The sequence below is a fragment of the Thermobacillus sp. genome, from assembly GCF_003390775.1.
GTDB lineage: Bacteria > Bacillota > Bacilli > Paenibacillales > Paenibacillaceae > Thermobacillus > Thermobacillus xylanilyticus.
Window position 1 is genome coordinate 1 of record NZ_QEWA01000027.1, and the last position, 11,995, is coordinate 11,995.

Here is an 11,995-nt window from a genome sequence, read left to right on the forward strand (position 1 = left end):
TGATTTTCATACAGCACCCCGCAGGTGAATGGTTGCGAAGCTTCGAATACCTGAATGATTCGTCTTCGGGGCTGCATTTGCCTGCTTTCTCCTTGTATTTATTCGTCGAATGATCACGGATTCAGGTTATTATAAATCCTCTAACAATTGGGGATATTGAGCCAATATATACTTGAAGGAATAAAATTGCTTTTTTATTATTGTATTGGAATTGAGCTTGTCCCATGGCGAGCGAGGTGCAAACCGGCAGGCCGCGCATTTCTGCTTGCCTTTGGGAGTGGAACGCTTGACAGACTGCAGATATCCCGCCAACCGATTTGTAAGCGATTGCAGCAATCGCTTCCACAACAATCACCGTTCCCGCTACACGTGAAAGATGCCTGTCGTTGACCCGAGGGTGGGCAACACGTGTGAAAGGAGGTGATAAAGCTATGCGGAAGTACAGCAAACCGATCATCCGCAAGGTTGAGGCTGGCGCTTATGCGGCTTGCGCTTGCGCGTGTGGTTCTTTTTCCGGCAGTGGTTCGGGATGCTAAGTACTTATCCAGTCGAGGGAGGGCCCGCCGCGGCCTTCCCTCCCCGATCCATCATGTGCGTGGCAAAGGAGGGATCTCATGGCGGAACTGATCCGGGCGGGCAACGATGAACGAACGGTGAGGCGTATTGTCAACATGCTGCTCCTGTACCGGGTCGGTTACCAGGGGGAAAGGCCGCCGGATTACGATTATTTCGAATCGATGCAGAAGCAGGGGGTGGGTAAGGTTCCGCCGCACTACGTCTATTTTGTGACCACATACAAGTGCAACCTCAACTGCATCTACTGCTATGCGGACAGCGGTCCGGGCCGTTCCATGAAAGGCGATATGGACACCGAAGAAGCCATGGACATGATCAACCAGATCAAGGATCTGGGTACGAATACGATCGTCTTTACGTGAGGCGAAGCCTTCCTCCGGAAAGATCTTCTCGTCCTGATGGCGCATGCCAGGCAGATCGGGCTGCGCGTGAACGTCATCAGCAACGGCACGCTGATCACGAGCAGGGAGAAGGCCGAAGAGATCGCCAAGCTGGTCGATCTGTTCACGATCAGCCTCGACTCGCTGAACAAGGAGGAGCATGAGGCGAACCGCGGCAAGGATACATGGGACCGGGTCATGCGGGCCATCGGCTATTTGCAGGATGCCGGCGTCCGTCTGAAGCTCAATCAGACGGTCACCCGGCACAACCTGAACGCGGTCGAGCCGATGGTCGAGTTCACGAAGCAGCGCTCCATCCGGCTCAACATCATGCCCATCGTCCAGTTGGGCAGAGGTGATGACCGATCGCAGGGGCTCACCTTCGCCGAGCGCAGGCGCATACTCGATCGCATCGAGGAGCTGCAGCTGGAAGGCGCCGCGCATGACGACTGCCGATCGTTGGGTGTAAAGCAATTTGAGCACAGGTGGCAGTGCGGACACGGCACCGGCGAGTTCTCCATCGACGCCAGGGGCAATGTGTTTCCGTGCAAACTCATGCACCATCCGTTGTTCTATGCCGGTTCGATCCGCGAGAAGCCGCTGCGGGAGATATGGGAGACGTCTCCGGTGTTCGAAGCGGCCCGGAACCGTACGGTTCATACGCTGCCCGAGTGCATGAAGTGCACATTCCGGGAATCGTGCGGCGGAGGATGCAGAGCATTCCACTGGGGCATGACCGGCGACGTCAACGGAACGACACAGCTCGAATGTTCCGGCATACGCCGTGGCATTCGCAAGAAAATGGTCGCGTATTTCAAACTGGCGGGAGGGAAGCGCGCCGATGAGCAGACGGTTTCAATTGGCCGGTGATGTCTTCTATGACGAGAACATCGAAGGGATTTTCATCCTGACCGGCGCCGGCGAAGTCTACGTGCTGGAGGATGATGTGAGCAAAGCGGTCTGGCATTTCATCACCGAGAAGCCGAGGACCGTCGAAGAGGCGCAGCGGGAAATTCGCGGCAGTTTCGAGATTTCGCCGGACGATACGGTTGATGAAGACATCCGGGACTTCATATCCACCCTGGAGAAATTGGGAGTGCTTGAGGAATGTCCAAACTTGACGGAAGTGAGTTCCTGATCCGCGCCCTGCGGAACGGAAGATCGGTGGCATTCCGGATACAGGGGGATTGCATGCATCCGTTGCTGCGGAACGGACAGACCGTCAACGTCTTGCCGGTTCGGAAATTGCGGATCGGGGACATCGTCCTCTATCGCGACCGGATGAACCGGTTTTTGGCGCACCGCATCATCGAGATATCGGGGGATTGGGTGGTGACGGCCGGAGACCGCAACAAGATCGCCGATCCTCCGATCGCGATGAGCGAGGTGCTGGGGATTGTGGAACTTGCGGACGACGAGCGCGAAGCGCAATGCGGCGCGGACTGGTCGCCGGTTGTATACATGAATCCCGCCGTGGCGGGAATCGACGATTGCCGCAGGTGGTCGGAGTCGCTGGCGATTGACATTGTGCCGGAACCGGACCCCTTCACGAGGGTGGATGAGCTGAAGAAAGCCGGAAGCCGGATGCTGCTGATCCACCCCGGAGCGAGGCGGCATGTGTCCGAACTGCCGCCGTTCCACGGAGAAATCTCGATCTTTATCGGCTACGAAGCGGGCCGAACGACCGATCGCGCGACGGGAACCATCGGGGTAACCGATGTCACGTTCGTCGCAAGAGCGTCGACGGCGTTCTGGCAGGAAAGAGACATCGCGCTCGATCTGGGGGTTGCGGTCGGCTTCGGAGCGGGAAGGAGAAGGTCATGGCTTGGGTAATCACTCCGCCTTGCGAGGGCGAGAAGCTCGCGAAATGCGTCGCGGTATGTCCGGAGAACGCGATCGAGACGTCCGAGGACGCAGGCCAGTATTACATAAATCCGTACAAATGCACGGATTGCGGCCTCTGCGATCTGACATGTCCCGTCGCGGCTATATTCCCCGCGGCGGCGGTGCCGAAACAATGGCGGCACAGCATCGAGGAGAACCGGCTCTTTTTCGAAACACGCGGACAATCCGGGTGACGCGACCGGCTCCGGATAACGAAACGCTCCGCGGATGCGGGTGATGATCGCGGGGGAAGGAGAGTCGTATGGGCAGAATCGTTGCATCGATGAAACAGGCGGGGAACATCCTGAACGCGGGAGACATGAGCAATTGGCTCGCGTTCGGCCTGATCGTCCTGCTGGGGTTGTGGCCCGGAATTGAGGTATGGCTGGTCAAACAGGTCGTCAACTTCGTCGACCAGAACAGCCGTAGCGATGCGATCACTTACATCCTGATCATGGCGGGACTCGGCGCCATCGCCATCCTGCTCTATGGGCTTCATCCCTATTTTCTGCGCAAAGTCAAGGACCGGATCTACGAGCGGCTGTCCCTGAGGCTGTTCAGCCTGGTGGACCGGACGACGGTCAACGACTGGATCCGGGCCGATACGAGGAACAGACTGGCGAACACTTCGGAATCGGTCTCCTCACTGTATCACGAAGGCATCGACGGGTATGCCGCGCTGCTGCAGACGATGCTGACGGGACTGGCTCTGACGTGGGTGCTGCTGCTGACGGCCTGGTGGGCGCCGCCGTTGATTCTTGCAGGGGCGCTCTTGAATGTTTATCTTACCCGGAAAGCCGCCGCGAGAGAGACCGCGTTCCTGGGCGGCATCGCCGAACAGTCGCGCCTGGAATCGGCGTTCATGGAATCGCTTACGTCATACAAGCACGCCAAGGAAGTGCGCGTCTTCGGCATCGCGGATTGGCTGCGCGGCAAGTGGCGGCACGAGTATGACGCCATCGCGCGGAAGACCATCGGCCATACGGTCCGCGTCTCCGCCCTGCGGCTGGCGAGCAATCTCTCGACGAGCATCGTCACCTTGATCGTGCTGCTCGCGGGATTGTGGAGGCTTCATGAAGGCGCGCTGGGTGCCGGGGACATCGCCGCGCTTCTGGTCGGCGGCCTGTACCTGGAACAGTTGCTGAACATGGTGCTGACCCAGGGCAAGCATTGGCTCGGACGCAAAATGTATTTGGCGCCCCTGTTCGACGACGCCGCGGACCGGCGGCAGACGGAACGTCCGGAAGCCGCGTCCGGAGCGCTTCGGCCGGACATGGCCGTCCGTCTGACCGATGTCTCGTTCAGCTACGACGGCCGCAAGCAGGCGCTGTCAGGCGTCAGCCTGGACATTCCGAAAGGGACGAAGCTGGCGGTCGTCGGACCGAACGGTTCGGGCAAAAGCACGTTGATGCACATCATCGGCGGCATTTTGAAGCCCGATACGGGCACCGTGCAGACGGACGAAATCGGCGGCTTCTGTCTGCAGGATTACGGACGCTACAAGCTGTCCGTGGAAGACAACGTGATGCTGGGCGATGTTGACCGTCCGGATGCCGCGCTGGCGAAGCAGCAGCTTCGGCATGTCCGGGCTGATTTCGTTGCTTCGCTGCCCGGGAAGGAGAAGACCATGCTCTGGCCGGAAATCGGCGGCGTCGATCTGTCCGAGGGGCAGTGGCAGCGGATCGGGATGGCGAGAAGCCTTTACCGGACGGCGTACCGGTCCGGTTCCATCGTCATTCTGGATGAGCCCACCGCGTCGCTCGATCCCGACGCGGAGCTCGAGCTGCTGACATCGGTGATGGAGCAACTGCGGGATTACACGGTGATCTTCGTCATTCACCGGTTGGTCGGATGCGCGTTCGCCGACAAAGTGTTGGTCATGGAAGCGGGCAAGGTGTCGGACTACGGCCCGCATGATCATTTGTTGAGGACGAACCCGCTTTATCGGGAAATGTGGAAAGCTTCATCATCGTTCATGTAAACAGGGCATTGATTCTCGGGGGCGATGTGCCGTGTGGCTGATCCGTTCAAGACGATTTGTCGGCGTATTGCCGTGGATGATTTTCACGCTGGTTGTGACGCTGTGTGCGGGGGCGCTTCCGGGATACCGCATCTATCTGTTCGGATCGGCGATCGAGCAGATTGCGGCTGGCCGGCCCGAAAGTCTGATTCTGTTCACGGCGGCTCTGTTCGCTACCGCAACCATCGCGGAGAAACTGCTTGACGCGGTTTCCTCGATCGCGTCGGAGGGGCTTCACCTGAAAATCGGGCGAATCGCCAGGGAAGAATTCATGGACCGGTTCGGCAAGGTCGAGTATGTCCGGTTCCTGGACGAGGACTACATGAAGGACGCGGAGAAGGCGGCGTCAAGTCTCGGCAGGGGACACCGCCTGTTCACGCTTGGCTTCGACGTGCTGCGCTCGGGGGCGATGCTCGTCAGCCTCATTGTCGCGCTGTTCTTCGTGACGGAAGTCGGCGCCCTCGTCATGCTGGCGGCTCTGGCGCTCATCATCTACAGGCAAATGAAGCTGGGGCGCGCGATGTTCAACCTCGAAAACGAGCTGGCGGGCGAGCGCATTCGGGAGAAGTACTACCGAAGCGTCCTGCTGGACGGCGATCTGGGGAAAGAGCGGGCGCTGTTTCGCCATATGCCTTACATCGTGAAGCTGTGGCGGGACGTCTTCCGTGAAATCAGCGGCAGAAACCTGTCGTTCCTGCTGAAATCGCAGCGCGTCACCGTCCTGCTGCAGATCGGCCAGCTCCTGCTCATCACCGGGGTCTATGTCGCGGTCATTCTGACCTCGAAGGCGGCGATCGGCGGCATGATCATCGCGTTCAAGCTCGTGGATGAGATGCTCGGCAAGGCGAACGCGTTCGTGCTGGAGCTGCGGCTGCTGACGCAAGAGCTGCTGATCTCGACGAATCTGATGAAGTTCTTGCGGCAGCCGGTGCCGGCGTCGGATCATCCGACGATCGAAATCCGGGAAGAGATCGAACTGTCCGGGGTCGGATTCCGTTATCCTAACGGCACCCGGGATGTCCTGTCGGAGATCGACATGCGGATCGGAACCGGCCAATTGATCGGCCTGGTCGGGCCGAACGGCGCGGGCAAGACGACGCTGTGCCATATCATCAGCGGTCTCCTAGAGCCGACGCGGGGGGAAGTCCGCGTCGACGGACGGCCGGTCGCGGCCGCCGCGAGGCTCGGGGCGGTGGCGGTCGCTTACGCCGACTTTGCCCAATTTCCGCTTGCCGCGAAAGAAAATATCGGCTTCATGAATGAACCGGGCGCCGATGCGGCGGGAATGGCGGAAGACATCCTGCGCCGCGCCGGAGAGAGGCGAATCGGCCAGGGATACACGGAAGCCGTCGACCTCTCGGGAGGCGAATGGCAGCGGCTTGCCGTGGCGCGGGCGATCTCGAACACGAAGACGGTCGTGCTGCTGGATGAGCCGACGGCGGCGATGGACCCGATCACGGAAGGGGAGGTCGTGGCGAAGCTGAAGCAATTCGTCGCCGAGGGAAAGGCGGCCGTCCTGGTCGCGCACCGCGTCAGCACCGTCATGCAATGCGACATCGTCTATGTGATGCGGAACGGGACCATCGCGCAGGTCGGCAGCCCGAAGGAGCTGATCCGGGAAGAGGGCATCTTCAGGGACATGTACGGCGCCCAGGTGGCGCTCCTGCAGGCGTCGGCGCAGGTCGAAAGCGGATCATGAAAGGGGGAATCGGGTTGAACATTCTGCTCATTTCGCGGGGGAACGGATTCGGGCACGCCAGGCGGGACATGTTGCTCGCCCGGGCGCTTCAGCGGGCGGGGCACGAGGTGACGATGGCGTCCTATGCCAGCGCTCTTGCGCTGCTGAAAAATTTTTACGACGGTCGATTGATCGACCTCGGACTGCCGGCCTTCGGCAACGAAGCGGAGCGGGTGCGGAAGCTGCTCGATCTGTTCCGTGACGTTGCTCCGGAACTTGTCGTTTCCGACGAAGAACTGCTCGCCCTGCCGATCGCGGTCAGTCAGGGCATACCCGTGTGCTTCGTCACGAACTGGCTGGATGACAACCGGGAAATGCTCGTTTATCTGCGGATGGCCGACAGCATCGCGGTGGTCGATATGGAAGACCACTGGCTGTTCCCGATTCCGGATGCGATCCGGGAGAAAATCCGGTTTGTCGGCCCGGTGCTGGACATCTCCCCGATCGAACGCAACCCTTCCGACCAGATCGTGGTGACCGCCGGATCCCCGACGATCGCGGATGCCCGCTTCTTCGCGAAGGCCATCCAGGCCTTGAAGCCGGACCGCCGGTATCGGAAGCTGATTTACGGCGGGACGCTGACCCGATCGCTCGAGCGGCTCAAGGACGATTCCGTCCGGTTCGTGCTTGACCAGACGACGTTCCTGAACGAGGCGGCGTCAAGCCGGCTGGTCATCTGTCGGGGAGGGCACACGACGCTGTGGGAGCTGGCCGCCCTGGGCATTCCGGGCATCGCCATTCCCCGCCCCGCGGACGTCAATCCGTACAACGCGGTTTACGCAAGGCAGATGGCGGCGCGCAACGATATCGAATGGCTGGACGAATCGGAGTTGACCGAGGAGACGCTCGCGCTAAAAGTCGAATCCGCGCTTGGCCGACCGTTCGCGTCCTATCGGCACACCGGCGAAAGTCTGGAACGTCTGCTGGAAGCCGTGCTGGATTTGTCGCCTTCGATTGCCCAATGACTACGGCACTTCGCGGAGAAAGGGGTTGTGGAGTTGCAGGTAACGGTCATCATTCCGACTTACAACGGTCCGGACTGGCTGTCGCGAACCTTGCGCTGTCTGTGCCATCAGGATGTCGATCCCAAGGCGTTCGAGGTCATCGTGTGCGATGACGGCTCGAGCGACAACACGAAAGAAGTGGCCTGCTCGTTCGATTCGCGGCTGGATTTGCGGTATTGCTACCAGCCGGACCGGGGATTTCGCGCAGGAACGGCCCGGAACATGGGGATTCGGCTGGCCAGGCAAGAAATTTGCGCCTTCGTCGATACGGGCGTCATCGTGGGCGAGGACTTCATCCGGAGCGTCGTCGATTTTCATCGGCGGCACCGGAGAGCCGCATGCATCGGCATAGTCCATGGTTCGAAAATGAGAGACGGGACTCATCCGTTGGTGAGGTATTTCAGGCAGATATCGATCTCCGAACATCCGGAACAATGCCTGAAAAGTCCGATGCTGAGAGCTTATCCGGATGCCAGGCAGCCGATTTTCGATCTCTGGGGCCATGACCTGAACCGGGGATCGGCGCCCTGGAGTCTGTACTGGACTAGTCTGGTCACCGTGGAGACGGCCGTTGCGTCGGAGGTCGGATATTTCGATGAAGGATTCGTCGGGTGGGGGCACGAGGACATCGAATTCGGGTACAGACTCTGGAAACACGGCGTCCGCTTCTACACGGACGACCGGATCAGGGGACTCCATCTCCCGCACGAACAGGCGGCGCCGCCCGAAGCGACCAGCAAGAAGAACCTGGCCTATTTCTACTCGAAACATCGGGAACTGCCCTTCGAGATGCTGCAGCTGGATTTGCCGTACGGATTGGATCTGGTGCTGCCGCATCTATACATGGGTGTTGAAATGCTGCCCCGGGATTACGAAACGCTGGACCCGGGCGCCTTCATGCCCGCGGACGGCAAAACGCTTCTGGTCGGCTGCCTGTCTCCCGAATCGGCGAAGAGGCTTCAGGCCGATGCGATCTGTGCGATCGGACGGGAAACGGCGGATTGCATCCGCGAGGCATGTCCGGACGCGACGGTCGAGGACAGGCTGGGCGCCGTCCACCCGTGCGGAGACAAGCATTACGACGTCGCCGTGGTGACGGACATATGGCGAATACTCCCGGCGGAGCTCCTGAGCGCGATGTTGAACGAGCTCGATCGGGTCGCCCGCCGCGTCTTCCTGTTCCGGAGCGAATCCCTCGAACTGGGCGAATTGCCCATTCCCCCGGCTCCGCGCATGCCGGATGGCTGCGGAATGGAGACGGTATGGCACAGGGGAGACCTGACGGTATACGGCCTGACGATTCGGCGGGAAGAACGTCCTGCCGGCGTGCCGGATGTTGCGGGCGGGCAGGCGACAGGATAAATCATCGGTTGGTAAAAAACATGCCACCTCCCCGAGCGGCGAGATGGCATTCTTGTTTGCAATATAAAGAAAAGAGCGCGGACAGGTCACACCAGCTTGTGCCCGCAGTTCGAGCAGAAATTGCCTTCGCCCGCCTTCGTTCCACAGTTCGGGCAGAAGTTCGGCCGGACGGCGCCGCCGGACTGCGGCGGCTGTGCCGACGGCTGCGGCTGAACCGGCTGAGGTCGGGTCGGCTGCTGCTGAGCCGGTTGCGGTTGCGCCGGTTGCTGGTTCATCTGCTCCAGCATCTTCCCGGCGATCTGCATGCCCATCATCATGCTCGCCATGTCCGCCGCGGTTCCTCCGCCCGCCATCTTGCCGGATGCCATCCCTTCGGTCATGGCGATCTGCTGGTACCGGCCGATGTCGCCTACCATGCCCTGGGAAGCGATCTTGTTGATCATGTCCTGGACTTCCTTCGGATAGTTGAAGCTGATGATGTTGAAGCCGGTGATCGAAATGCCGCTCTTCATCATCTCCATGTCCAGGTCCTCACGGATGCCCCGGCCGATCTCGAACGAATTGGCCTGCAGGTTGAACATGTCCTTGCCTTCCCGCGTAATCCATTTCATCAGGAGCTGATCGAGCACGGCGCTGATCCGGAGGCGCACGTCTTCGACCAGATATTGGTCGCGCACGCCGGCAATCTGGTCGATGAGCGTCACATAGTCGCTCACCTTGAAGGTGAACGTGCCGTTGGCGCGGACCGGCATGCCGCCGGGGAATCCTTGCGCCGGAATGTTGATGACGTTCGGCGTCCCCCATTTCACGACGAATTCCTTCGTGCTGACGAACAGTACTTCCACCCGCATGCCGCTGTTGAAGCCGAATTTGATGCCTTTGAGCGTGGACAGGAACGGGATGATCTGCGATTCGATGTCATACTCGCCTTCGTCGCGGAATATCCCCTCGATCTTCCCGTTGTTCAGGAAGATCGCGTCCTGTCCCGGGCGGATGATCAACCGGCTGCCCTTCTTGATCTCGTCATTCTTCCACTTGTAAAAAATCATGTCGTCGCGAAATTCCTGCCATTCCACCACATTCGCGAACTGTTTGCGGAAAAACATGACCACTCCTCCTCGCTTCGGAAATCAAAACTTGCCCCTGCTGCTGCTGAAGGAACGTCCGCCCGGCGTGACACCGCCGCCGCCACCGCCTCCGAAGCTGCCGCCGCCGGAGGAAGGCTTCTCGATCTTCGTCCGCGTGACGGTCTTGTTGATGAAACGATCATGCTTGGCGACAATGCCCGATCGTGTTTCGTCCAGATAGGTGCGGGCGTTCACGGTTACCCGGCCGCCGGAGTTGATTGCCATGAAGCCGACTGCCACGCCGGCGACAACCAGGGAGACGGCTGCCTGAAACCAGAACTTGAACAAAATATTGTCCGGATTGACGCCGGGACGGTAGCCCATGTATTGATGCGCCAGCTTGACATACCTCTCAAACGCTTCGTAGTAATCGCCTTCCGAGAGGGAGGGCGTAATCTTCGTGCGGATTTTGTCCAGTCTTCCGGAATCGAGCCGCGTTTCGGCCTTGCCGAATCCGGCTAGGAACACATCCCGCTCCTTCAGGTCAATGGCCAGAATCGCCGCGTTGCCGTGGGGCTTGTCATAGCCCGGCGCGGTCTCGTCATAGAAGTGCGCGACGTAGTCCTGAATGTCCATGCCGCCGGTACCGTCCAGCGTGATGATGATGAAGTCGGTTTCGCGATTTGCGCCCAATCTGGCGGCAAGGCCGGCGAGTGCGGCCTCTTCCTCGTCGGAGAGCAATTCCGCGTAATCGTACACCAGAGGCCCGCTCGCGGCCTGAATCGCTTGCGGTGTGCTCATCAGTCCGATTCCGAATACCAGCAGCAAGAGCATCGTAAAGCAGGCGTTTCTCCTCCGTCCGTTCACAGGAAACCGCCTCCCATCGCCAAGGACAAGAACTTCATCGCCAGAAACACGCCGGCCGCAATGCCGCCGAACCAGGCGGCGATTTTCCCGTAGCTGAGCGGAGGCTTGCCGACCACCTTGCCGGTCTGGCCGTTCATGACGAAATTGTGCTCAAAATTATCGTAATCATAGACGACAAGCCAGACGGGGAGCAGCACGTAGTGGCTTTTCACGTTTCGCGTCTCGATATCCTCCGACAAGCGGGTAACGGTGGTGTAGCCGGACAGGCTTGAACCGATGGCCGACTCGATGTAGCTGCGGATCTTGTTTTTGGCCCGATCCAGCAATTCGGCGTCCGTAAACTGATATTTCTCCGCCAGGTAACCGGCCAGATACGGCGGTTTGAACTCCTTCAGGCCGCTGTATTGATAGGGCTCCAGACGGTCCATGAAACGGTCGTCCATTTTCACGGATGCGTCAACGGGAACTTTCACGTAGTGGAGATCGAGCTCGCGGTAGACGTCGTAATAGCTGGTCTCGGTGTACAGGTAATCGCCGCTTGTATAGGTGCGGACCTTCGTGGCGGTGGCGTTCACCCTCGCCCGGCTGTTCAGGTCGTACAGCCAGAACGGCACATAGATGCCCGTGATGTTCTTGATCCGGTCGGCCGTCATGAAGCCTTTCGGCGTAAGCAGCCCGTTCCGGCACCATTTCTTGAACGCCTTGATCGCTTCTTCCTTGCTGATGGTAAACGGGATGACGTAATGCGGCGACTGGTCGCCCGTCACCCGTTCCGCGATGACGACGCCGGCGCCGCAGAAACTGCAGGTTGTCGCGGCCGTCTCGGGCAGCGCCATGAGATCGGCGCCGCAGTTGTTGCAATGCCAGGTGACGGTCTCTGTCGCCTCCCCCGCCGGTTCGCGCGGAACGTCCATCTCTTCGATGTCCAGCCGCGTGCGGCAGGAGGGGCAGGCGAGCTTTCCCGTATCGGCGTCATAGATCATGTCGCTTCCGCAGTGCGGACATTTGTAATGCAGGACCAAAGCGCGTCACCCCTTTCCGTTCGAACCCGATAAGCCGATCCTAACAAGAGAAAAAAGCCGCGGCCTCTTGCGGGC

Annotated in this window: 11 protein-coding genes and 1 pseudogene; 9 read left to right on the plus strand and 3 right to left on the minus strand. The window is 59.9% G+C overall.

The features are described from left to right. Positions 1-737 precede the first annotated feature (737 nt). The 9 genes and pseudogenes from C6W55_RS18240 to C6W55_RS03445 form a co-directional block, all read left to right on the plus strand. Positions 738-1,241, plus strand: a pseudogene (locus C6W55_RS18240) (radical SAM protein); the annotation flags it as partial. Positions 1,242-1,286: 45 nt separating this feature from the next. After that, the gene (locus tag C6W55_RS03410) at positions 1,287-1,826 is read left to right on the plus strand and encodes an SPASM domain-containing protein (RefSeq protein WP_286891547.1); all 540 of its coding nucleotides are present in this window, start codon (positions 1,287-1,289) and stop codon (positions 1,824-1,826) included. Continuing rightward, positions 1,798-2,094, plus strand: a complete 297-nt coding sequence (locus C6W55_RS03415) for a PqqD family protein (protein ID WP_015253240.1) — start codon at positions 1,798-1,800, stop codon at positions 2,092-2,094. The genes C6W55_RS03410 and C6W55_RS03415 overlap by 29 nt, the downstream gene beginning before the upstream one ends. 53 nt (positions 2,095-2,147) lie before the next feature. Beyond that, positions 2,148-2,789 carry a S24/S26 family peptidase gene (locus tag C6W55_RS03420; RefSeq protein WP_041853738.1) on the plus strand — a complete coding sequence of 214 codons (642 nt, stop codon included), beginning with the start codon at positions 2,148-2,150 and terminating at the stop codon, positions 2,787-2,789. Beyond that, complete coding sequence (locus C6W55_RS03425; RefSeq protein WP_286891481.1) at positions 2,777-3,034, plus strand: 4Fe-4S dicluster domain-containing protein; 258 nt, start codon at positions 2,777-2,779, stop codon at positions 3,032-3,034. The genes C6W55_RS03420 and C6W55_RS03425 overlap by 13 nt, the downstream gene beginning before the upstream one ends. 68 nt (positions 3,035-3,102) lie before the next feature. Continuing rightward, on the plus strand, positions 3,103-4,821 hold the full coding sequence (locus tag C6W55_RS03430) for an ATP-binding cassette domain-containing protein (RefSeq protein ID WP_286891482.1): 1,719 nt from the start codon (positions 3,103-3,105) through the stop codon (positions 4,819-4,821). A 31-nt stretch (positions 4,822-4,852) separates the two neighbouring features. Continuing rightward, the gene (locus C6W55_RS03435) at positions 4,853-6,559 is read left to right on the plus strand and encodes an ATP-binding cassette domain-containing protein (RefSeq protein WP_286891483.1); all 1,707 of its coding nucleotides are present in this window, start codon (positions 4,853-4,855) and stop codon (positions 6,557-6,559) included. A 14-nt stretch (positions 6,560-6,573) separates the two neighbouring features. Further along, the gene (locus C6W55_RS03440; RefSeq protein ID WP_286891484.1) at positions 6,574-7,563 is read left to right on the plus strand and encodes a glycosyltransferase; all 990 of its coding nucleotides are present in this window, start codon (positions 6,574-6,576) and stop codon (positions 7,561-7,563) included. Between the two features lie 27 nt (positions 7,564-7,590). Next, complete coding sequence (locus C6W55_RS03445) at positions 7,591-8,964, plus strand: glycosyltransferase (protein WP_286891485.1); 1,374 nt, start codon at positions 7,591-7,593, stop codon at positions 8,962-8,964. An 86-nt stretch (positions 8,965-9,050) separates the two neighbouring features. On the opposite strand, the gene C6W55_RS03450 is transcribed toward C6W55_RS03445, so the two are convergent. Genes C6W55_RS03450 through C6W55_RS03460 form a run of 3 tightly spaced genes read right to left on the minus strand, consistent with a single transcriptional unit; the run spans position 9,051 to position 11,920 of the window. Beyond that, positions 9,051-10,070, minus strand: a complete 1,020-nt coding sequence (locus C6W55_RS03450) for an SPFH domain-containing protein (protein ID WP_286891486.1) — start codon at positions 10,068-10,070, stop codon at positions 9,051-9,053. Between the two features lie 24 nt (positions 10,071-10,094). After that, positions 10,095-10,898: a TPM domain-containing protein gene (locus tag C6W55_RS03455; protein ID WP_286891487.1), complete on the minus strand. Its 804-nt coding sequence runs from the start codon at positions 10,896-10,898 to the stop codon at positions 10,095-10,097. After that, positions 10,895-11,920, minus strand: coding sequence for a TFIIB-type zinc ribbon-containing protein (locus C6W55_RS03460; RefSeq protein WP_286891488.1), 1,026 nt, complete (start codon positions 11,918-11,920; stop codon positions 10,895-10,897). Before C6W55_RS03460 ends, C6W55_RS03455 begins: the two co-directional genes overlap by 4 nt. Between the last annotated feature and the right edge of the window lie 75 nt (positions 11,921-11,995).